The organism is Actinacidiphila glaucinigra, assembly GCF_035918135.1.
Classification (GTDB): Bacteria; Actinomycetota; Actinomycetes; order Streptomycetales; family Streptomycetaceae; genus Actinacidiphila; species Actinacidiphila glaucinigra.
In genome coordinates this window covers 8621747-8641572 of sequence record NZ_CP109144.1, presented here as the reverse complement: position 1 = coordinate 8641572, position 19826 = coordinate 8621747, and the positions used below count along the sequence as shown (strand labels likewise).

The following is a 19826-nucleotide window of genomic DNA, read 5'->3' as shown; positions in this document are numbered from 1 at the left end:
TGACCGGCCCCGGCCGACGCCTGCGGGCAGGGGCCGGGGCCTACGCCTTCCGCAGCGACGCCGCGGGCGGGCGCTCGCGCAGGGCGCCGTAGGCGATGAAGTACGCGGGCACGCGCTTGAGCCAAGGCGTGGAGTTGAGCAGGCCGGCGAGCCGCCCGGCGCGGTCGGCGTCGCCGAGGGGGGAGTTTCCGGCCAGCACGGGGGCGATGAAGCGGCGGTGGGCCAGGCGCTGCAGTGCCTGGGTGGCGGCCGCGGTCGGCCACCGGCGGAGCTGCACGGCGCGGACGTCCCGCAGCCCGACACCGCCGCGGCGCAGCGGCTCCACGAGATGGCGGGCGGCGGCGACGGCGTCCTCGACCGCGAGGTTGATGCCGATCCCGAACACGGGTGACATCGCGTGGGCGGCGTCGCCGATGCACAGCAGACCCGGGCGATGCCAGCGCTCCAGCCGGTCGCAGCGTACGTCGAGGAGCTTGACCTCGTCCCAGGAGCGCACCGTGCGCACGCGGTCGCCCAGCCAGGGCACGGCGGCCGAGAACGCGGCGAGGAAGCGGTCGAGGCCCGCGGCCCGGCGGTCGGGGTCGCTGCCCTTGGGGATCAGCGTGGCGCACTGCCAGTACTCGCCGCGGTCGATCATCGCGGTGAGGAAGCGGTCGCCGACCCCGGCCACCAGCCCCTGCGGGTCGCCCGGGTGCCGTGGCACCCGGAACCACCACGCGTCCATCGGGCAGCCGAACTCCCGCAGGCCCAGTTCCGGCCGCGACCGCGCCAGTGAGCCCCGGCCGTCGCAGGCCACGGTCAGGGTGGCCCGCAGTTCGCCCTCGCGGCCGTCCGCGGTGCGGTAGCGCACGCCCGTGATCCGGCCGCGTTCCTCGAGGAAGGAGGTCGCCTCGGTGCCCATGCGCAGCGTGAACGCCGGCTCGCGTCCCGCCTCCTCCGCCAGGAGGTCGAGCAGGTCCCACTGCGGCACCATCGCCACGTAGTTGTACGGGCCGCGCAGTGTGCCGACGTCCGAGACGGTGACCAGGGACCGCCCGGGGCCGATCGGCAACTGGACCGTGGTGAGGCGGCGTTGCGGCAGCGCGGCGAAGCGCTCGGCCAGGCCGAGCTCGTCCAGCAGGGCGAGGGTCGAGGGGTGCACGGTGTCGCCGCGGAAGTCCCGCAGGAAGTCGCCGTGCTTCTCCAGGACGGTGACCTCCACCCCCGCCCTCGCCAGCAGCAGGGCGAGCACCATGCCCGCTGGGCCGCCGCCCACCACACAGCACGTGGTCCGCTCCGTCACCCCGCCCTCCACCGCCATCCCCGACTCGACATAACCGGACACATTACCCTTGAACGGTGCACATTGATGCCGTCATGAAGTGCCACGCACTCCCGGAGGCCTGATGAGCCAGCAGCCCGTCACCCTGCCCTTCACCGATCCGGCGTTCGTCGCGGATCCCTTCCCCCTCTACCGGGAGCTACGCCAGGAGGGCCCGGTCCGCCGCGCGGTCATCCAGGGCGAACTCGAGGCCTGGCTGGTCACCCGGTACGAGGACGGCCTGGCGGCCCTCACCGACCCGCGGCTGAGCAGCGACGTCCGGGACGCTGCGGACCCGCGGCTCATGGAGCGGCTGCCGACCACCGAGCGCGAGTCGATGATCCGCACGATGCTGCGCGCCGACCCGCCCGACCACACCCGGCTGCGCCGGCTGGTCTCCAAGGCGTTCACCGCCCGGCGCGTGGCCGAACTGGAGCCGCGCGTCCAGGCCATCGCGGACGAACTCCTCGACGCGATCGTCCCGGCCGGGCGCGCCGACCTCGTCGAGGACTTCGCGGTGCCGCTGCCGGTCACGGTCATCAGCGAACTGCTGGGTGTGCCCGTCTCCGACCGCTTCGACTTCCAGCGGTGGACCGACGACATGGTCCTCCAGGGGCCCCAGCCGCCGGACCCGGCCAAGATCGAGGCGGCCTGGCAGCAGATGCACGGCTACCTCACCGCGCTGCTGGACGCCAAGCGGGCGCACCCCGGGGGCGACCTGCTCAGCGCCCTGATCGCCACCCACGACGACGAGCAGCGGCTGGACCGGCACGAACTGATCTCGATGGCCTTCCTGCTCCTGGTCGCCGGGTACATCACCACCGTCAACCTCATCGGGAACGGCATCGCGGCGCTGCTCACCCACCCCGAGCAGCTGCGCATGCTGCGCGAGGACCCGGAGCTGCTGCCCGGTGCGATCGAGGAGTTCCTGCGCTACGACGGACCGGTCAACCCCGGCATCGCGCGTTTCGCCCGCGAGGACCTGACCATCGCGGGGGTGGCGATCCCGCGCGGCGCGACCGTGCTGGTCGCCTCCGCCATCGCCGACCGCGACCCGGCGCGGTTCGCCGACCCGGACCGCCTGGACGTCACACGGGCGGACAACGCCCACCTCGCCTTCGGCCACGGCATCCACTACTGCCTGGGCGCGCCGCTGGCCCGGCTGGAGGGCAGGATCGCCATCGGCACCGCCCTGCGCCGCCTGCCCGGCCTCGCGCTCGCCGTGCCGGAGGAGGAGCTGCGCTGGCGGCCGCGCGTACTGCGCGGCCCCTCGCGGCTGCCCGTCACCTTCGGTTCCGCCCAGGGATAGGGCGGGCGCCGGGGTCCTCGGACCTCGGACACGCGGACCGCCGGGCGAGCGCGCAAGGGGCTCGCCCGGCGGAGCGGATTCCGGCGGGAGCCGGTCAGATGCGTGCGCCCCCTGTGGGGCCCCTCATGTCCGAGGACTTCCCGCGGCCGGTGCCCGGCCGCATCGAGGCCGCCGCCAGCGCGAGCAGGAGCGCGATGACGCCGACGACCACATTGTTGACGATCGTGCGCGTCGTGCTGACGTTCCCCGCGATGCACCAGGGCGAGATGATCGTCCACAGCCCGATGACGGCCGCGGCCCACGCCATGGAGTGGGTGCGCTCGAAAGCCCTGCCCACGCCGCCCATGAGCATGGCGTACGCGATGCCGGCGATCAGGTTGCCGACGGCTATCGTCGACAGGCCGTTGAAGCCCACGATCCAGGGGGACGCCGCCAGGTAGGTGCCTGTCACCAGGCCCATCGCCTCGATCGCCTGGCCCCGGTTGGTGGCGGTCGTCCGTTCGTACTCCGCACGCAGCGCCAGCAGGTCGGGGTGCTGCTCGATACTCGGTCGCGTAGAGGCCATCTAAACCATCCCCACTCATTTCGGACCTTTCACCCCACACTTACCCACGTGGCGGCGGCCGAGACGTGGAGATTCCCGCAGGAAGGTTCGAGGGGCCCGTCCGAGGGTCCTTTCCCCGCTGTTCAGGCCCTTCGTCCCGGTCCCGAGGAAGCAGCGGGCGCACACCCGGCTCACAGGCAGGGCGCTTCACGAGCGCTGCGGGACCCGGGTCGGGGTCAGTCGATCTGCTCGGTGTCGATCCGGGCGTCCACGCGCTTGTAGGCGTCGGGCTGCTGGGTGAGGACCGGCAGGCCGGTGGAGAGCGCCAGGTGGGCGGCGTGGGCGGTGGCGATGTCCGTCGCGCGCTCGTGAGCGATCTGCGCGACGGACCAGCAGGTGGCCTCGCCGAGTGCCCGGAAGACGAAGCACGGTGCCGCCATGGCGTCCTGGAGGCGTTCGTACACCTCACCGAGGACCGACTCGGTCAGGCCCTGCGCGAAGGGGACCGCCGGGACGTACAGCGGAACCGCCGTCTGCGCCGAGCGGATGACCCGGGCGACCATGTACGGCCGCCCCAGGGCCAGGGCCCGGACGGCGGTGTGGTCGAGGATGTACCCGCCGCTCACGCCGCCTGACCCGGGTCGGCGGAAGGAGCGGTCTCGAAGCCGCGCCTCGCGTCGGCGGAGGCGACGGCCTCGAGGGCGGCCTCCCACTCGCCCGGGTGGTCCTGACGGGCCCGGGCGGCGAGCCAGTCGACGGCGCGCAGGGCGCGTTCGGTGCGCTGGAGCCGTTCGGTGACGGCCGCCTCGATGAACGCGGACCGGTTGCCCCCGGGGCCGCCGGCCAGCTTGTCGACGGCGGCGACGGTGTCCTCGTCGAGGGTGATGGTGACCTTCTGTTTCGCCATACGGTCACCTTACCGATGTATGGCCGGACGGGCGACGATTGTCACCCGGGCGGACGACCGCGTCGTGTCGGACCCGGATGGGACGATGTCCCGCAGCACGCACGGACTCAGGGGAGGCTCCACCGGCCATGTCGCTCATCCACCGCACGACACTCACGCCGACCAAGCTGGAGCTGCTCACCGACTGGCTCCCCCGGCAGCCCTGGTACGCGGGGTCGGGGCGGCGGCCGGAGCTCGCCAAGGCCGGCGGCTTCCGCCTGGACGACCCCCTGGGCGAGGTGGGGGTGGAGTTCATGGTGGTCACCGACCAGGACGGCACCGCCTACCACGTGCCCATGGCCTACCGCGGCGCGCCGCGGGCCGGCGCCGAGGACGCGCTCATCGGCACCACTGAGCACGGGGTGCTCGGCAGGCGCTGGATCTACGACGGCGCCCACGACCCGGTCGTGGTGGCCCAGTTGATCGCCCTGGTGCGCGGTGAGGCCGAGGCGCAGGCCCAGAGCGTCAGCGACACGCCCGACCCGACCGTCGCCCGCCACTACGCGGGACCGGCGGACGCGGCCGTGTCCGGCGCCGGATCCGTCACTGACGGCCCGGAGGCCACGACCGACGTCACCGTCGACGCCGGACCGGCCGGCCGCCTGGTCCTCCGTGTGACGCGCGCCCTGCGGCCCGGTGCCGCCGACGGCGGGGCGGGCGACGCGCTGGGGCACGTCGACGCCTCCTGGCGGCAACCGGACGGCACCGGGGCCCGCGCCGTCCTCGCGAGCCTGCGGAAGGCCGCGGACGGCTGATCCACGGAACGGTGATCGCCGAACGGCCGTGCGGGGACGGCCAGTTCGCTAACCTCCCGACATGAAGATCATGGGGGGCCTGGCCGCGGGAGCCGTCTTCGGGGTGTTCACCTCGCTCGCCAACGCGCTGTCGTCGCCGTACACGGCGCTCGGCGCCCCGATCACCGGCACCCCCTGGGGCGCCACCGCCAAGGTCCTGAGCCTGCTGCTCGACGCGGGCTGGTCCTGGGCGGCCCTCGCGGTGGTCGCGGGCCTGCTCGCCGGGACGCCGCCCCTCGGCGCGCTGGCCGGACCGCTGGCACTGATCGCCGCCACGGCGACGTACTACGCGGCGGACCACCTCGTGGTGAACGCCGGCTCGGACGGCCTCATCTGGGCGGTGTTCGCGGTGTTCTTCGGACCGCTGCTGGGCATGACGGGTGCGGCCGTCCGGCGCCCCGGACCGACCGGCCTCCTGGCCGCGTTGACGGTGCCGGTCGGTGCCGCCGTCCAGATGGCCGTCCTGCCGCCCCGGCCGCACCTCACCATCACCCCGGCGATCGCCGTCGCCGAGGCCGTCGTCTGGACGGCCTCGGCGGCCGGTGCGGCCTGGGCCCTCCACCGCTTCCTCGCCGAGAGGCGTGCCGTCAGGGCCCGGTGACGACGGCGGTCGCTCACCGCGCGGCGGGATGCGGCCGGGCGGAGACTGGGAGGAGCACACTCTGCCGCCGTGATCGCCGACCGGCTCGCCCCAGGGAGCGGACATGCGCATCGACCTCACCGGACGGACCGCCTTGGTGACGGCATCGACGCAGGGCATCGGAGCGGCCATCGCGGCCGGTCTCGCGCGCGCGGGAGCCCGCGTGGGCGTCAACGGCCGCGACCCGGAGCGGGTGGACCAGGCGCTCGAGGAAATGCGGGACGAGCTGCCGGACGGCGAGTTCGTCGCCGTCGCAGCCGACGTGGCCACCGACGAAGGCGCCGAGCGGGCCCGCGAGGCGGTCCCGGACGTCGACATCCTCGTCAACAACCTCGGCGTCTACGGCGCCAAGGACGCACTCGAGATCGACGACGCCGAATGGCGCCGGTACTTCGAGGTGAACGTCCTGTCCGCGGTCCGCCTCACGCGGATGTACATGCCGCGGATGCTGGAGCGGGACTGGGGCCGCATCCAGTACATCTCCAGCGAGTCCGGCGTGGCGATCCCCGTCGAGATGGTCCAGTACGGCATGACCAAGACGGCCATGCTCGCCCTCGGCCGCGGCTTCGCCAAGAAGGCCGCGGGATCGGGCGTCACGGTGAACTCGGTGCTGGTCGGTCCGACCCGTACAGCGGGCGTGGAGGAGTTCGTCCAGGGGCTGGTCGGCGGCGAGTTGCCCTGGGAGGAGGCGCAGCGCATCTTCATGCGCGAGCACCGCCCGCAGTCGCTGCTGCAACGCCTCATCGAGCCGGCGGAGATCGCCAACATGGTGGTGTACCTCAGCTCCGACCTCGCCTCGGCCACCACGGGCGGCGCCCTGCGCGTCGACGGCGGCTGCGTGGACGCCATCGTCCCCTGAGGGGACGTCAGCGGGCCGGCGACGCCGTGCGTACCGCGGCCTGGCGGCCGCGTCCTCCGGCGCCCCGTCGAGGAGCGCGAGGGGCGCCTGAGCCGGCGCGAGCCTCCGTCGGCGAGGGTCCCGCCGCGTGGGTGCCGTTCCGGCAACAACGCGGCGGTGGGCGCTCCGCGCGGCGCAGTAGCCTTGCGATCATGACGGACTGGGACCTGCGGCCGGCTGCGGCCGCAGACGTCGAGGCGGTGGCGGAGCTGCGGGCCGTGGTGATGCGGGCCGACCTGGAACGGCTCGGGCGGTACGACCCGTACCGCGTACGGCAGCGGCTGCGGGACGCCTTCGCGCCGGAGCACACCTGGGTCGTCGACGTGGACGGCGCCTTCGCCGGCTGTGTCGCCCTGCGGCCCGCCGGGGACGCCCACTGGCTGGAGCACTTCTACCTGGCCCCGTGTCTGCAGGGCGGCGGCATCGGCACGGCCGTCCTGCGCGCGCTGCTCGACCGGTGCGACCGGGACGGCGTCCTGGTCCGGCTCAACGTGCTGCGCGGCAGTGCGGCGCGCCGGCTGTACGAGCGGCACGGGTTCACCGTCGGCACCGAGGACGCGGTCGACGTGTTCATGGTGCGCGAGCCCCGTGCCGCCGTGGGCGGGGGTTGATTTCCGGCGGCCGTCCGAGCGTTACGGTCAGGTCAGCCGCGCCGTCCGACACGGGGCGGCGTGGCCGTACCGTGCAGTTTCCTGGCGTAGGCGCGGTACCGGCGGCGGCACCGCATCGGCATGAGCACGCGGACACGCAGCGGCGCGCCCTTCAGGAGCCCCTTCATCACGGCGGGGTCGCCCTCGTAGAGGGTCATCCCGAACTGGAGGTCCAGCCGGTCCGGTGACGTCCTGGACGTGCCATGGGCCCCGAGTTCGGCCCACTCCGCGGCCGTGATGTGCTTCTCGGCCAGCGGCAGGATCGACTCCTCCTCCAGCCGCATGTGCTCGAACGCGATGCGGTTCAGACGGTCGGCGATCTCGGCGACCTCCTTCCCCCGCAGAGCGTCACCGGTGTCCCGCCAGCTCCGGACCGCCCAGGCCAGTTCGTCGCAGACGGCGTGCAACTCCTCGTGCTGCTCCTCCATCACGTGCACCAGCGGGGCGAGTTCACCGCTGACCCGCTCCAGGAGCCGGGGCCACAGCCCGATGTCCTCGCCTTCGTGGTGCCCGATCAGCGCGGAGAGCATGATGTCGATGTGCTCGGCCACGATGCGGGTACGGGTCAGGTCCCCGTCGGCGACGCCCCGCACGAGTGCGGGCGTCAGCCCGAACTCCCGCCGGAACATCGTGTGCACGACGTGCATCTCCTTGACGTTGGCCATCGGCACGGCGTTGTCGGTGCTCATCTGCTCTTCCTGGTGGGAAAACACGTTCCGCGGCGGACCGGGGGCGCGGTGCGGGCACGCAGCGCCGGCCCGGGAGCCAGATACTTGCTTCGTCAAGTACATAATCGCGCCCCGCCGCGAATGTCAACCCGGCCCGGTCCTGCCCAGACCCCGGTCACGAGGCCGGCATGCCGCCGTGGGGGCTGTTCACCACGAGGGACACCGATCCCTCGACCGGGTAGGGGTGCTCGGGGAAGTGGTCGATGGGGAGGTGACCGCCGTCCTCGGCGGCCGCCATGGCGCGCAGGTTGTCCGCCAGGAGCTCCCTTGCACCGGGGTCACCGCTGATGACGGGGATCCGCCGCGCGGTGTCGACCTCGATCCGCACCCCCGGACCGGCCGCCGTCCTGACGCCGACCCCGGTCAGGGCGTCGCCGTCCGCCGTCCCCGCCGCCCCGACGAGCCCGTCGCCCGCGCCCACCGCGCCCGCCAGGGCGACCAGCTCTTCCGCGGACGCGGCGAGATCCACTTCGCCGTACACCGGATCGACGGTCAGTCGCATGCGCGGCGCCCCTTGGGTCCCGTCCCGCGGTCCCGCGGGAGGCTGCGCCCAGACGCGGGAGGCGTAGGCCGGGAAGTTGCGGCCGAGGATCTCCTCGATGCGCTCGGAGCGGTAGCCGCGGCGTTCCAGCAGGCGGACGGGTTCCCCGAACTGGTCCACGTCGCGCAGGTCGACGACTAAGGGGAAGGTGTCGGCGCGTTCGCCCGCCGCGCCGCCACCTGCCGCGCGGCGCCGGGGTCGTCCATCCGACTCAGCGGGTTGACGATCACGGGCGCGGGGTTCACCGGCACTCCTCGAACTCGGCGCGGTCGAAGCGGTGTCCGCGCTTGACGGTCAGCGTGACGCTGCACAGGTTGGCGATGTCGCGCAGCGGATCCTCGTCCAGGACCACGAAGTTGGCCAGCTTGCCCGGCTCGACGCTGCCCATGGTGGCCTCGGCGCCGGCGGCGCGGGCACCGATGAGCGTGGCGGAGCGCAGGACGTCCGCGGTGGGGATGCCGCAGCGTCCGACGAGGAAGGCGAGTTCGTCGTGGAGGGCGGGGAAGGGGGCCCCGGGGGCGGTCTCGTGGTCGGTGCCCGTGGAGAGGGCGACGCCCGCCCGGTGGGCCTGGGCGGTGACGGCGGCGGCGAGTTCGGTGTTGGCGCGGGCCCGGGCGGCGTCCTCGGGGCCCTCGCCGGCGAGTTCGTCGCTCTCCCACATGGCGGCGGTGGCGTCCAGGACGGTGCCCCGCGCGCGCATGGCGGCGAAGAGCCGGTCCAGGTGCGGGTCGTCCCCCGCGGCGAACCGGGCGTGGTCGACGGCAGGTTTGGTCTTGTAGCTGGTGAGCCCGTCGGGGGTGCCTTCGTAGGCGAGCAGGGTGACGTGGGAGACGGTGTCGACGCCGGCGGCGACGACCTGGCCGGGTGTCGCGGGGAAGACGGTGGCGTGCGCCCAGACGGGGATGCCCTGGCGGTGGGCCTCGGCGGTGACGGCGGCGACCAGGGCCGCGTCGAGGTCCGCGTAGACCTTGATGGCGGCGGCGTAGGTGCCGCGGGCCATGGCGACGGCCAGGGTCAGGTCGGTGGCGGTGGTGACGGCCTGCATCCAGGGCACTTCGCCGGGCACGGCGCCCTGGGAAACCTGGTGGGTGCGCGGGTCGTCGAAGAAACCGGGGCCTGCCATCAGGGCGGCGTAGCGGATGTCGGGGCCGGGGATCTCGCCGACGAGGGTGGCGCGGGCGAGGTCGCCGATCTGCCGCAGGTCGTCGGCCATGTCCCGGACGGCGGTGATGCCGCTGTAGACGTGGCGGCGCAGTGCCGCCTCCGCCACGGGCCGGTCGGGCGGGGTGGCGAGGTGCTGGTGGGTGTCGATCAGCCCGGGGATGACGAAGCGTCCGTCGAGGTCGAACACCACGGCGTCGCCGGGGAGCCGGGTGGCGAGGTCGGCGTCGGGCGCGACCGCCGTGATCGTCTGACCGTCGGTGACGATCGTGGTCGCGGACCGGGGCGGGCGGCCGGTGCCGTCGAAGAGGGTCGCGCCGCGGTAGACCGCGGTCGTGCCCGCGGCGGGCGCCGCACAGGGGGTGGGGGCGCCCTGGGACTGGTCGGCCATGCTCACCTCGGTTGTTGCATACTGCGTAACATCTGTATTGTCTGACGAAACGCTCGGTACTGTACTGCAGCCGCCGCGGAACGAGAAGGAGTGGCCGCGATGCCCGAGGCCCCGCGTACCGCGGTGGACAAGGCGCTCGACCTGGTCGAGGCCGTCACCCGCGCGCCGCGTCCCGTCCGTCTGACGGATCTGGCCGGCGAGGTCGGCCTGCACCGCGCGACGGCCTACCGGATCCTGCTGGACCTGGTGCGCAGGGGCTGGGTGCTGCGGGCAGGGGACCGCTACCTGCCCGGCACCGCCGTGCTGCGCATGTCGGCGGCCGCGGCGGGGAACTCGCTGACCGCCCTGGCCCGCCCGGTGCTGCGGGACCTGTCCGGCCGTACGGGGATGATGGTCAACCTTCAGGTGCTGGAGACCGACCGGGCGCGGGTGATCGACGTCGTCCGGCCGGAACGGCTCGCCATGATCAGCCACTTGCTGGGCGAGGCGCTGCCGGTGCACCGTTTCGCGGGACCGCTGGCACTGGTCGCCGCGCTCGATCCGGCGGCCCGCGCCCCCTACCTGCGTCCCGCGGAGGACGACGGGTACCCGCTCGACGGGGACGGCGGGCTGCTGGCGGACATCGCGCGCACCGAGCGAACGGGAGTCGCCGTGGAGCGCGGGCGCAACGAGAAGCTGGTCGCCTCGATCAGCGGCGCCGTGACACCGGGCCCGGGCGCGCCCGTCTGCGCGCTGACCGTCGTCGGGCCGGACGCGGAGTTCGACGAAGCCCGGCTGCCGGCCCTGGAGCAGGCCCTGCGCGACGCCGGCGAGGAGCTCCGGCGCGTCCTGACCGACCCTCAGGGAGGTACGGCATGAGCGGTGTCCTCGTCCTGGACCGGGCGCAGACCCGGACCGCGCTCGACACGCGCCGCGTCGTGGACGCCGTGGCCACGGCCCTCGTCGCGATCAGTCGCGGCGAGGTGTCGGCGCCGCCGCGGATCGCGGCGCGCACCCCGGCCGGGCTGCTCGGCGCGATGCCGGGCCATGTGCCGGGGCTGGGCCTGGCGGCGAAGCTGGTGTCGGTGTTCGGCGATCCGGCACGCCCCGGGCGCAGTGCGCACCGGGGCATGGTCGCGTTGTTCGACGAGCACGACGGACGCCCGCTGGCCCTGATGGACGCCGAGTCGCTGACGGCGGTGCGCACCGCCGCGGCGGCCACGCTCGGGGCGCGGGTGCTGGCCCGTCCGGGGGCGCTGCGCCACACCGTGGTCGGCACCGGGGCCCAGGCCCGTGCCCAGGTCGCCCTGCTGGCGGAACTCCATCCGGCCGCGGAGGTCGTCGTCGCCGGCCGGGATCCCGGGGGTGCCCGTGAAACCGCGGCCCGCCACCCCGGGGCGCGAGTGGCGGACGGCGTCGAGGAGGCGGTGCGCGGGGCCGACGTCGTCTTCTGCTGCACCGGGGCGACGCGTCCGGTCGTACGCCGCGCGTGGCTCGCGCCGGGCACGCACGTGAGCTCGGTCGGCGGTTCCCACGGGCCCGAGATCGACGCCGACACCGTCAGGGACGCCGCCCTGTTCGCCGAATGGCCCGGCGCGGCGGGTTCCCCTCCCCCGGCCGGGGCCCACGAACTGCAGGGCCTCTCCCCCGGCCGCGAGGTCGTCCTGCTCGGCTCGGTGCTCGCGGGTGACCACCCCGGCCGCGGCGGAGGTGACGGGCTGACCGTCTTCAAGTCCACGGGGCACGCGGCGCTGGACGTGGCCGCCGCCCACGTCGTCCACGCCGTGGCCCGCGCGGAGGGACTGGGCACGACCGTGGACATCTGAACGTTCCCGTCCGCACGCAGACCAGGAGCGCGACCTTGCAGCCATCACAGCACCGGGCACAGCGGCAGCCACTGGAGGGCGTCACCGTCGTCTCCGTGGAGCAGGCCGTCGCCGCACCGTACGCGACCCGCCAGCTCGCGGACCTCGGCGCGCGGGTGATCAAGGTCGAGCGGCCGGGCGGCGACTTCGCGCGGGACTACGACCAGGCCGCCAGGGGTGAGTCCGCGTACTTCGTCTGGTGCAACCGCGGCAAGGAGAGCGTGGTCCTGGACCTCAAGCAGGACGCCGACCGGGCGCTGCTCGACCGGATCCTGGCCGAGGCCGACGTCTTCGTCCAGAACCTCGCCCCCGGCGCCGCCGAACGGCTGGGCCTGGGGGCGGAGGCGCTGCGCGCGCGGCATCCGCGGCTGATCTGGTGCGGTGTGTCGGGCTACGGCGACGACGGGCCCTACGCGGCGAAGAAGGCGTTCGACCTGCTGGTGCAGTGCGAGTCGGGCCTGGTGTCGCTCACGGGCACGCCGGAGAGCCCCGCGCGGGCCGGCATCTCCGTCGCCGACATCGCGGCCGGGATGTACGCGTACACCGGCGTCCTCACCGCCCTGTACGAGCGCGAACGCACCGGCGAGGGCAGCGCCTTCGACGTGGCGATGCTCGACGCGCTCGGCGAGTGGCTGGGGCAGCCGCTCTTCCACGGCCTGTACGGGAGCGCGCCGCTGGCCCGCAGCGGCGCCCGGCACCCGTCGATCTCGCCGTACGGCCACTACCGGGCGGGCGACGGCGGGGAGGTCTTCATCAGCGTGCAGAGCGACCGTGACTGGGTCGCGCTGTGCGAGAAGGTGCTGGAGCGGCCCGAACTGGCCCGCGACCCGCGCTTCGCGGACAATCCGCTGCGCCACGCCCACGACGACGAGCTCACCGCGATCATCGAGGAGCACCTCGACGCCTTCGCGGCGGACGAGGCCCTGGAGCGCCTGGACAGCGCTGGGATCGCGAACGCCCGGCTGCGGTCGGTCACGGAGTTCGCGGCTCACCCGCAGCTCGAAGCCCGCGACCGCTGGCGGGAGTTCGGCACGCCGTCCGGCCCCCTGCCCGGGCTGCTGCCGCCGGTGACGGTACGCGGACGTGAGGGCCTGATGGGGGCGGTGCCGGCGCTGGGCGAACACACGGAGGCCGTGCGCGCCGAGTTCTCCGGCGCGAGGGAGGGGGCGGAAGGCGGCCGCTGAGCGACCACGCGGCGATCGCGTCGGAGCGACGGCTCGTCACCCAGCCCGAGCTCACAGGCCCGGGCACGGCGCACTGCGGGTCAGGGGGCGGGTGACGAAGGCCCGCGGACGACCATCGGTTTCGCGGCCTCGGCCCGGGCACGGGCCGAGGCGCTCTCGACCTGGTCACGGGTGACTTCCATGTAAAAGCGTTCCCCATGGGCGTCGGTGATGTCGATGACGATGCCGGTCCACTCCTCGGCGGGTTCCTCGGGCACATGCCCGAGCTGGTATTCGGCGTCCCGAAGCAGTTCCTCCGTCACCCGGACCCCGGTCAGCCGCTCGGCGAGGGCGAAGGCCGCGGCCTTGGTGTCGACGCCCCCGCCTGTCCCGTATTCGTCGTCCGACAGTGCCCAGCCGACCTCGCGGATCGACGAGTTGAGGGCATCGGGGGTGCTGCCTGCCCTGACTGTGGGCCGTTCGAACGTGGTCCGGAGTTCGCCGTCCTCATACCAGTAACAGAAGTCCATGGGCTTGCCTCCGTTGCTGGAGTGCACCACGGCGCGCCCGCCCGCCGACAGGGCCTCCAGGAAGCGCGGCTGCATCCCCGTGCCCCCCTCTCCGACGTGCAGGACGAGCGTCCAGTCACCGCCTTCACCCGGGACGGTGAACGCGCCCGCGACGAAGGAATCGTCCCAGTAGTCCATCGGGTCGCGCAGTTCGTCCTGCCGCTCGATCAGCGCGTCGGCTCCCGTGCATGCGCCCTGGGGCTCCGCCCCCATCACTCGCAGCGCCTCCCCCGGGGTGGCGCCCCGCGCCAGGGTCAGGGTGTACCCGCACTCCAGCGCGTAGCCGAACAACGGAGAGGAACGTATCCATGCGTAGTCATGTGCGGTCGCCGAGGTCATACATCGCAGCCTGCCTGCCGCCACCGACAAGGCCGTGAAACGGACCAGAGGTCGGAGCTGTTCGCGAGCATCGCCGTAGACAGTGTCTACGACCACTGGTAGACACTGTCCATGACGGATGGCGGCTCCCTGCGGGAGCGACTTGTCGATGCCGGCGTGGACCTCGTGCTGGCCGGGGGCACCGCGTCGGTGGGGCTGCGCGAGATCGCCCGGCGGGCGGGGGTGTCGCACGGCGCCCCGCGGCGCCACTTCCCCACCCACGATTCCCTGCTGTCGGCGATCGCCCGGCGCGGCTTCGAGGACCTGCACGCGCGGTTCGCGACCGCGACCGCCGGCGCGGCCGCGCCGCGTGCCCAACTGGCGGCCGCCGCCCGCTCGTACGTCGGGTACGCGCTGGACCACCGCGGCATGTTCGAGCTGATGTTCCGCCACGACCTGCTGGACGGCGCGCCGCAGGCGGACGGCGGCCCGCGGCTGCGGGAGACGTCGCTGCCCTTGTTCCGGGCCATCGTCGACCTCGTCGTCCGGTGCCGGGCGGAGCAGGACGCCGCCACGGCCGCCGCCGCGCCGCCCGCCGCTGTGACGGCGGCGGCCCTCTGGTCGAATCTGCACGGTCTCGTCCAGCTGTGGACCTGGGGCAGTCTCCAGGTCGTCCTGGGCGCCGACGGCCCCGGCGCGGAGTCGCCGCGCTACGAGCAACTCGTCACGGCGGTCATCGACGCCCACCTCGGGCCGGTGCCCGCGTGATCTCCCCCGCGCGGCGGCGGCACGCCCTGGCGGCGAGCGCCGCCGGTGCCGCGATCGTCGCCCTGGACGGCGGCGTCCTGCTGGTGGCGCAGCCCAGCCTCCAGCGCGACCTGGGCGCGAGCGCGGCCGAGGTCCAGTGGACCAGCACCGGTTACCTGGTGGCGGTGGCGTCCCTGCTCGTGCTGGCGGGGCGCCTCGGGGACCGCTTCGGTCACCGGCGCCTGCTCTGCGCGGGGGTGCTGGGTTTCGGGGCGGCGTCGGCCGGGATCGCCGTCGCGGGCAGCGTCGGGTGGGTGATCGCGCTGCGCGTGGCCCAGGGCGTGTTCGGGGCGCTCCTGCAGCCCGCGACGCTCGCGCTGCTGCGGCTGGCGTACCCCGAGGACCGGCTGGGAAGGCCGATCGCCGTCCGGACGAGCGCGCTCGCGGTGGCCGCGGGGGCCGGTCCCGTCCTCGGCGGGCTCGTCGTGGCGCACCTGGGGTGGCGCGCCGTGTTCTGGATCAACGTCCCCGTCGCGCTCGCGATCGCCGCGCTCACGCTCGCCGTCCGGGTGCCGGCGCCGGAACGGCCGGCGGACGGCGGAGGGCGGGTCGGCCTGGCCGGCGCGGCCCTGCTCGCGACGGCGCTCGCGGTCCTCGTCCACGCGCTGGCGGGCATCCCGGAGCGCGGGTGGACGGGTACCGGGACACTGCTCGAACTCCTCGCCGCGGCCGGGGCCCTCGCGCTGCTCGTCGCGTACGAGCGGCGCGCGAGGCACCCCAACGTGCCCCGTGCGGTCGCCCGTTCGGTGCCCCTGGCGGCGTCCGTCGCGATCCTGCTGGTGACGACCGCGGGGCTGTTCGGCACGCTGTTCCGGGCCACCTTCCACCTGCAGGACGTGCTGCGTCTCGATCCGCTGGCCACGGGCCTGCGGGTGCTCCCGCTGACGGCGCTCATGGTGCTCGGCGCACCCGTCGCGGGTGCCGCGCTCCGCCGGTACGGGCCGCGGCGTACCGCGGTCTGCGGCACGCTCCTGGTCGTCCTGGGCATCGCACTGCTGTCGCGGTCCGGGCCGGGCGGCGGGTGGGCCGCCATGGCCGCCGCCTTCGCGGTGCTCGGCGCGGGCTTCGCGACCGTCATGGTGACGGCCACCGCCTCCGTCGTGGGCGACGCGCCGCCCGGGTACGCCGGGGTCGTCGGGGGCCTGAAGCAGACGGCGATGAACGTCGGGCCGACCCTGGGCATCGCGGTCGCTGCCGGGACGACGGGAGCGACGGGGGTGCCGGGCGCCACGATGGGCACCACCCTGCTCCTCCTCGCCGCGCTCGCCGCCCTCGGCCTGCTTCCGGCGTCGCTGCTGCCCCGGCCCGCAAGGGCGTAGCCGGGGCCGACCGTCCCATCGGCTGGGAGACCTGGCGCATGCTGCGCTTCCCCCGGGCCACTGGCTCTCGGCTCTCGGATCCGACCGTGAGATCGTCGTGCTCGTGCTTGAACACTGGGCGATCGATGAAGACGACCCTGCGCGCGTGGAGTCCGGGACGGTGGTGGAGATCCTCCGGTCGAGAATCGGCAGCATGCGGCTTGAGACGTGGCTGACCAGTTCGTCGGGGCGATTGCTGGCCTTCGTGACGAATGCCGAGCGCGCGATGGTGATGCTCCTCGAAGGAGAGGGAGATCCCGGCGAGCATGCCGTGGACCCGGAGGCCGTGGGATCCAGCGAAGGGTTCGTCCTGTCCAACGGGCAGCACGACGAGTACCCGGACGAGGACACCGTCCCCGTCACTGAGGCGTTCAGGCTCGTCGAGCACATCGTCAGCACGGGGTCCTGGCCGACGGACGCGCCCAGGGTGATCGATCGCTGAGGTGCCCGCTGGACCCCCACCGCAAGCGCCTGGGCCGCTGAACGCCGCCGCCCCGGCCGGCCGCACGGGGAGGTGCGGCCGGCCGGGGCACGCCGTACCGCCCGAGGTCAGGCGCCGGCGCGGTAGATCGAGGTGAACGTCCAGTCGCCCGAGCCCACTTCGTAGACCCGCTCACCGTCACCGGAGCGGACGAGGCGGGCGCCCCTCGGCGCGGCCACGTCACCTGAGGTCACCGGCACGTGCACCTCGGCCGTGGTGCCCGCGGGGACGGTCAGCCGCAGCCGGTACGCGTCCCCGTCCAGGCGCCACGAGGTGCTGACCGCGCCGTAGGGGGTGCGGTACGAGCCGGAGGCGGAGGTGAGGCCCGCCACGAGGGCCGGGTCCACGAGGAGTTCGCGGTAGCCGATGGAGCCGGGCGCCTGCTGGATGCCCGCGAGGCGGGCGGTGAACCAGGCGTCGATGGCGCCGAGCATGAAGTGGTTCTGCGACTGGCCGGGCCCGCCGTCCCAGCTCTCGCCGAGCGTGGTGTTGCCGTGCAGCACCTGGTAGCCGTAGCTGGGGCTGGTGGTCTGGGTGGCGATCCGGCCGACCACGTCGTCGTGCCCGGACTCCGAGAGCACCCGGAAGGCCGCGGGCAGGGAGATCTCGCCGAGGTTGAGGTGGAAGTCCGCCGCCTCGACACTGGCGACGAAGTGGCCGAGCAGCCGGTCGCGCTGGTCGGCGGGGACGGCGCCCATGTCGAGGGCGAGGGCCTCCGCTCCGTGCCCGCCGCCTCCGAAGGTACCGGTCGCGGGGTCGTAGTACTTGTCCGCGAGGGCCTTGGCGGTGGCGTCGGCCTTGGCCCGGTACTCGGCCGCGGCGTCCTGGTCGCCGAGGAGTGCGGCAATGCGGCTCATCGCGTCGACGACGCGCCAGTAGCCGTAGGTGCCGGCCACCGCGCGGGGGAAGGTGGTGTCCGGGGTGAACCAGTCGCCGAGTCCGTAGTCGAGGATGCCGCCGGAGACCTTCTCCTCCAGGAAGGTCACGTACTTCCGCATCTGCGGGTAGTACGTGGCGAGGGTCTGCTCGTCGCCGTAGGTGGTGTAGAGCTGCCACGGCACGAGGACGAAGGCGCCGCCCCAGTTGGAGTCGTTGCGGTAACCGCCGGGCAGGGCCGTGTACTCCGGGGTGGTGGAGGTGATCAGGCCCTCGGGGGTCTGACCGTCGGACATGTCGCGGACGATCTTGCGGAGCTGGGACTCCATGTCGTAGTTCGCGGCGAGGGTGGGGAAGACGAGCTGGTTCTGCTCCAGCCAGCCGAGCTTCTCGCGGCTCGGGCAGTCGGTGAGGACGCTCATCATGTTGCCCTCGACGGAGCGGCGGATGATGGAGTGGATGCCGTTGATGAGGTCGTCGGAGCTGGTGAAGTCACCGGCCGAGGTGTTGTCGGTGTGCAGGACCTTGCCGCGCACGGTCACCGTGGCCCCGGCGGGCAGGCCCTTGAGCTCCAGGTAGCGGAAGCCGTGGTAGCCGTACTCGGGGTGCCAGGTCTCGGCGCCGGAGCCGCCGGTGGTGTAGCTGTCCCACAGGGGCCCGCCGACGTTGCTGATGGACTGGAAGGCGTGACCGTCCTTCAGGCTCTCGGCGGGCAGGATGCGGACGGTGGTCCCGGCGGGTGCCGCCACCGTGACCTCGGGCCAGCCGGCGATGTTCCTGCCCAGGTCGAAGACCCGGCTGCCCTCGGCGCCGGGCACCTCCTTGCCGGTGAGGGTCTCGACGACCCGGATCGGTTCGGTCTCGCGGGCGCTGAGCCGGGCGGGCGCGTCGGCGGTACCGGGGCCGGCGACGGTCACGACCCCGTCCCAGCCGGCGCGGCTGCCGCGGGGCTCGTCCCAGTGCGGGACGGCGCGGCGCGCGTCGTAGTCCTCGCCGCCGTACCAGTTGGAGGAGGTGGTGGGGCCGAGCGTGGTGCGCCAGTCGTCGCCGCTGCTGATGCGGCGGACGGTGCCGTCGGCGAGGGTGACCTCCAGTTGGGCGATCAGCTTGGGGTCGCTGATGTTGCCGTAGAGCTTGCGGTAGCGGTCCGCGGTGCTGACGACGTTGGAGATGCCGTTGCCGAGGGAGACGCCGACGGTGTTGCCGCCGGTGCGCAGCAGGTCGGTGACGTCGTAGGTGGCGTACTGGACGCGTTCGGTGAAGGTGGTGTTGGCGGGTTCGAGGACGGCGTCGCCGACCTGCCTGCCGTTGATGGTGGCGTCGTAGATGCCGAGGCCCGAGACGTACAGGCGGGCGCTGCGCACGTGCTTCGGCAGGGCGAAGTCCTTCGTGAACAGCGGCAGTCCGGACGGCAGCCAGGGCTCGGGCGGCTGCTGCCCGGTGACGGCGGCGGCCTGGGTGAAGGGCCCGGTGGGGGTGTCGGCGGTGGCGAGGGTGTAGTCGGTGGGGAAGCCGGGAACGCGGCCGTCGTCGGTGAGGACGTCGGCGCGGGGGTAGAGGGCGACCTCGTCGAAGGTCTTCACGGACTTGAGGTCGAGAGTGAGCGTGACGGGCTGCTGGGAGACGTCCGGCCCGGTGTGCGCGGCGCTGGAGTAGCCGGCGGCGGTCTGGAGGGCGCTGTTGGGGAGGCCGTCGACGGCGAGGGCCGGCTCCCAGGTCTTGCGGAGGGTGTTGGACTCCGAGGCGGTGACGGCGGCGCCCTTGGCGAGGCCGGTGGTGCCGGAGGCCGTGTCGCGGACGTCGATCTCGCCGAGCTGCAGGCGCCAGGCGCGGTCGGGGAAGTTCTCCTGCAGGGGCAGGCCGAGGCGCGTGACGTCGAGGCGGAGGTAACGGGCGGTGGTGCGGGGCAGTTCGACGACCACGGGGGTGATCTGGCGCTTGCCGAGCTGCCAGTCGGCGTTGGTGATCCAGTCGGCCTGCCAGTCGCTGCTCTTGGTGAGGCCGGTCTCGAAGGACGCGGGCGCGCTCCAGTCGGCGGCGTGGCCCGCGCCGTGCGAGCCCGTGGCGGACCAGAGCATGACGCGCCAGTAGACGCGGGTGCGGGAGCCGAGTTCCTTGCCCGCGTAGACGGTCTGCGGGACCGCGGAGCCGACCTTGCCGGAGTCCCACAGGTCGGGGCGGCCCTGCCGGAGCCTGGTGGGCGAGGTCGCGGCCTGGACCCGGTAGGCGGTCTGGACGAGCCCCGTGGAGCGGCCGGTCAGGGCCCAGCTCAGTTCGGGGGTGGTGTCGTCGATGCCGAGGGCCTGGCTGAGCTTCTGGGTGCGCAGGGCGGTCGCGGTCAGCGACGCGGGCGCGCCGGCCTCCGCGGTGACGGCGGTGGGCAGGATCGTGACGAGCGCGGTGAGACCGGTCGCGACGGCGAGGGCCGGGCTGCGCCGGGCTCCTCTGCGCGGGGGTCGGGGCATGCGGGTGCTCCTTGACGGCGGTTCGATGGGCGGGTGCTGCGGG

20 protein-coding genes are annotated in these 19826 nt (G+C 73.8%); 11 read left to right on the top strand and 9 right to left on the bottom strand.

Features of this window, described 5'->3' with window-relative positions; translation table 11 throughout:
- Nucleotides 1–40 precede the first annotated feature (40 nt).
- Entirely contained in the window at nucleotides 41–1300 is a 1260-nt protein-coding gene (locus OIE69_RS39220) for an FAD-dependent oxidoreductase (RefSeq protein ID WP_392567698.1), read from the bottom strand.
- 85 nt (nucleotides 1301–1385) lie between these two features.
- Between OIE69_RS39220 and OIE69_RS39215 the strand changes: the two genes are divergently transcribed.
- Entirely contained in the window at nucleotides 1386–2609 is a 1224-nt protein-coding gene (locus OIE69_RS39215; protein WP_326579910.1) for a cytochrome P450 family protein, read from the top strand.
- A 94-nt stretch (nucleotides 2610–2703) separates the two neighbouring features.
- Here OIE69_RS39215 and OIE69_RS39210 read toward each other — a convergent pair whose 3' ends face one another.
- The 3 genes from OIE69_RS39210 to OIE69_RS39200 all read right to left on the bottom strand — a co-directional run bounded on the left by OIE69_RS39210 (nucleotide 2704) and on the right by OIE69_RS39200 (nucleotide 4060).
- Nucleotides 2704–3174 (bottom strand): SPW repeat protein, encoded by a 471-nt coding sequence (locus tag OIE69_RS39210; protein ID WP_326579909.1) that lies wholly within the window; start codon nucleotides 3172–3174, stop codon nucleotides 2704–2706.
- Nucleotides 3175–3389: 215 nt separating this feature from the next.
- On the bottom strand, nucleotides 3390–3779 hold the full coding sequence (locus OIE69_RS39205; RefSeq protein ID WP_326579907.1) for a hypothetical protein: 390 nt from the start codon (nucleotides 3777–3779) through the stop codon (nucleotides 3390–3392).
- Nucleotides 3776–4060: a ribbon-helix-helix domain-containing protein gene (locus OIE69_RS39200; protein WP_089225586.1), complete on the bottom strand. Its 285-nt coding sequence runs from the start codon at nucleotides 4058–4060 to the stop codon at nucleotides 3776–3778. The genes OIE69_RS39205 and OIE69_RS39200 overlap by 4 nt, the downstream gene beginning before the upstream one ends.
- Before the next feature lie 128 nt (nucleotides 4061–4188).
- On the opposite strand from OIE69_RS39200, the gene OIE69_RS39195 reads away from it, so the two are divergent.
- The 4 genes from OIE69_RS39195 to OIE69_RS39180 all read left to right on the top strand — a co-directional run bounded on the left by OIE69_RS39195 (nucleotide 4189) and on the right by OIE69_RS39180 (nucleotide 7042).
- Nucleotides 4189–4854, top strand: coding sequence for a maltokinase N-terminal cap-like domain-containing protein (locus tag OIE69_RS39195; RefSeq protein ID WP_326579903.1), 666 nt, complete (start codon nucleotides 4189–4191; stop codon nucleotides 4852–4854).
- Nucleotides 4855–4915: 61 nt separating this feature from the next.
- Nucleotides 4916–5494, top strand: a complete 579-nt coding sequence (locus tag OIE69_RS39190) for a hypothetical protein (protein ID WP_326579901.1) — start codon at nucleotides 4916–4918, stop codon at nucleotides 5492–5494.
- Between the two features lie 103 nt (nucleotides 5495–5597).
- On the top strand, nucleotides 5598–6392 hold the full coding sequence (locus OIE69_RS39185; protein WP_326579899.1) for an SDR family NAD(P)-dependent oxidoreductase: 795 nt from the start codon (nucleotides 5598–5600) through the stop codon (nucleotides 6390–6392).
- Between the two features lie 191 nt (nucleotides 6393–6583).
- Nucleotides 6584–7042, top strand: a complete 459-nt coding sequence (locus OIE69_RS39180) for a GNAT family N-acetyltransferase (RefSeq protein WP_326579897.1) — start codon at nucleotides 6584–6586, stop codon at nucleotides 7040–7042.
- A 32-nt stretch (nucleotides 7043–7074) separates the two neighbouring features.
- On the opposite strand, the gene OIE69_RS39175 is transcribed toward OIE69_RS39180, so the two are convergent.
- From OIE69_RS39175 to OIE69_RS39165, 3 genes are all read right to left on the bottom strand, one after another.
- Nucleotides 7075–7770: a hemerythrin domain-containing protein gene (locus tag OIE69_RS39175; RefSeq protein WP_326579895.1), complete on the bottom strand. Its 696-nt coding sequence runs from the start codon at nucleotides 7768–7770 to the stop codon at nucleotides 7075–7077.
- Between the two features lie 154 nt (nucleotides 7771–7924).
- The gene (locus tag OIE69_RS39170; RefSeq protein ID WP_326579893.1) at nucleotides 7925–8470 is read right to left on the bottom strand and encodes an Imm32 family immunity protein; all 546 of its coding nucleotides are present in this window, start codon (nucleotides 8468–8470) and stop codon (nucleotides 7925–7927) included.
- A gap of 121 nt (nucleotides 8471–8591) precedes the next feature.
- A complete protein-coding gene (locus tag OIE69_RS39165) occupies nucleotides 8592–9902 on the bottom strand; it encodes an amidohydrolase family protein (RefSeq protein ID WP_326579891.1) in 1311 nt (436 codons plus the stop codon).
- A 99-nt stretch (nucleotides 9903–10001) separates the two neighbouring features.
- On the opposite strand from OIE69_RS39165, the gene OIE69_RS39160 reads away from it, so the two are divergent.
- Genes OIE69_RS39160 through OIE69_RS39150 form a run of 3 tightly spaced genes read left to right on the top strand, consistent with a single transcriptional unit; the run spans nucleotide 10002 to nucleotide 12930 of the window.
- Nucleotides 10002–10760, top strand: coding sequence for an IclR family transcriptional regulator (locus OIE69_RS39160; RefSeq protein ID WP_326579889.1), 759 nt, complete (start codon nucleotides 10002–10004; stop codon nucleotides 10758–10760).
- Nucleotides 10757–11707, top strand: a complete 951-nt coding sequence (locus OIE69_RS39155) for an ornithine cyclodeaminase family protein (protein WP_326579887.1) — start codon at nucleotides 10757–10759, stop codon at nucleotides 11705–11707. Before OIE69_RS39160 ends, OIE69_RS39155 begins: the two co-directional genes overlap by 4 nt.
- Nucleotides 11708–11742: 35 nt before the next feature.
- Nucleotides 11743–12930 carry a CaiB/BaiF CoA transferase family protein gene (locus OIE69_RS39150; protein WP_326579885.1) on the top strand — a complete coding sequence of 396 codons (1188 nt, stop codon included), beginning with the start codon at nucleotides 11743–11745 and terminating at the stop codon, nucleotides 12928–12930.
- 80 nt (nucleotides 12931–13010) lie between these two features.
- Here the strand turns inward: OIE69_RS39150 and OIE69_RS39145 are convergent, their stop codons facing one another.
- Nucleotides 13011–13817, bottom strand: coding sequence for a DUF6461 domain-containing protein (locus OIE69_RS39145; RefSeq protein ID WP_326579883.1), 807 nt, complete (start codon nucleotides 13815–13817; stop codon nucleotides 13011–13013).
- Nucleotides 13818–13928: 111 nt separating this feature from the next.
- Between OIE69_RS39145 and OIE69_RS39140 the strand changes: the two genes are divergently transcribed.
- The 3 genes from OIE69_RS39140 (at nucleotide 13929) to OIE69_RS39130 (ending at nucleotide 16403) form a co-directional block, all read left to right on the top strand.
- Nucleotides 13929–14564, top strand: a complete 636-nt coding sequence (locus OIE69_RS39140) for a TetR/AcrR family transcriptional regulator (protein WP_326579881.1) — start codon at nucleotides 13929–13931, stop codon at nucleotides 14562–14564.
- Nucleotides 14561–15922, top strand: coding sequence for an MFS transporter (locus tag OIE69_RS39135; RefSeq protein WP_326579879.1), 1362 nt, complete (start codon nucleotides 14561–14563; stop codon nucleotides 15920–15922). Before OIE69_RS39140 ends, OIE69_RS39135 begins: the two co-directional genes overlap by 4 nt.
- A gap of 97 nt (nucleotides 15923–16019) precedes the next feature.
- Entirely contained in the window at nucleotides 16020–16403 is a 384-nt protein-coding gene (locus OIE69_RS39130) for a hypothetical protein (protein ID WP_326579877.1), read from the top strand.
- A gap of 107 nt (nucleotides 16404–16510) precedes the next feature.
- Here the strand turns inward: OIE69_RS39130 and OIE69_RS39125 are convergent, their stop codons facing one another.
- Entirely contained in the window at nucleotides 16511–19783 is a 3273-nt protein-coding gene (locus OIE69_RS39125; protein WP_326579875.1) for a family 78 glycoside hydrolase catalytic domain, read from the bottom strand.
- Nucleotides 19784–19826 lie beyond the last annotated feature (43 nt).

Coding starts and splice junctions, on each gene's coding strand:
- OIE69_RS39145 (WP_326579883.1), bottom strand. CDS start 13,817: ATGACCTCGGCGACCGCACATGACTACGCATGGATACGTTCCTCTCCG.
- OIE69_RS39140 (WP_326579881.1), top strand. CDS start 13,929: ATGACGGATGGCGGCTCCCTGCGGGAGCGACTTGTCGATGCCGGCGTG.
- OIE69_RS39160 (WP_326579889.1), top strand. CDS start 10,002: ATGCCCGAGGCCCCGCGTACCGCGGTGGACAAGGCGCTCGACCTGGTC.
- OIE69_RS39165 (WP_326579891.1), bottom strand. CDS start 9,902: ATGGCCGACCAGTCCCAGGGCGCCCCCACCCCCTGTGCGGCGCCCGCC.
- OIE69_RS39155 (WP_326579887.1), top strand. CDS start 10,757: ATGAGCGGTGTCCTCGTCCTGGACCGGGCGCAGACCCGGACCGCGCTC.
- OIE69_RS39215 (WP_326579910.1), top strand. CDS start 1,386: ATGAGCCAGCAGCCCGTCACCCTGCCCTTCACCGATCCGGCGTTCGTC.
- OIE69_RS39200 (WP_089225586.1), bottom strand. CDS start 4,060: ATGGCGAAACAGAAGGTCACCATCACCCTCGACGAGGACACCGTCGCC.
- OIE69_RS39180 (WP_326579897.1), top strand. CDS start 6,584: ATGACGGACTGGGACCTGCGGCCGGCTGCGGCCGCAGACGTCGAGGCG.
- OIE69_RS39125 (WP_326579875.1), bottom strand. CDS start 19,783: ATGCCCCGACCCCCGCGCAGAGGAGCCCGGCGCAGCCCGGCCCTCGCC.
- OIE69_RS39190 (WP_326579901.1), top strand. CDS start 4,916: ATGAAGATCATGGGGGGCCTGGCCGCGGGAGCCGTCTTCGGGGTGTTC.
- OIE69_RS39220 (WP_392567698.1), bottom strand. CDS start 1,300: ATGGCGGTGGAGGGCGGGGTGACGGAGCGGACCACGTGCTGTGTGGTG.
- OIE69_RS39195 (WP_326579903.1), top strand. CDS start 4,189: ATGTCGCTCATCCACCGCACGACACTCACGCCGACCAAGCTGGAGCTG.
- OIE69_RS39210 (WP_326579909.1), bottom strand. CDS start 3,174: ATGGCCTCTACGCGACCGAGTATCGAGCAGCACCCCGACCTGCTGGCG.
- OIE69_RS39175 (WP_326579895.1), bottom strand. CDS start 7,770: ATGAGCACCGACAACGCCGTGCCGATGGCCAACGTCAAGGAGATGCAC.
- OIE69_RS39185 (WP_326579899.1), top strand. CDS start 5,598: ATGCGCATCGACCTCACCGGACGGACCGCCTTGGTGACGGCATCGACG.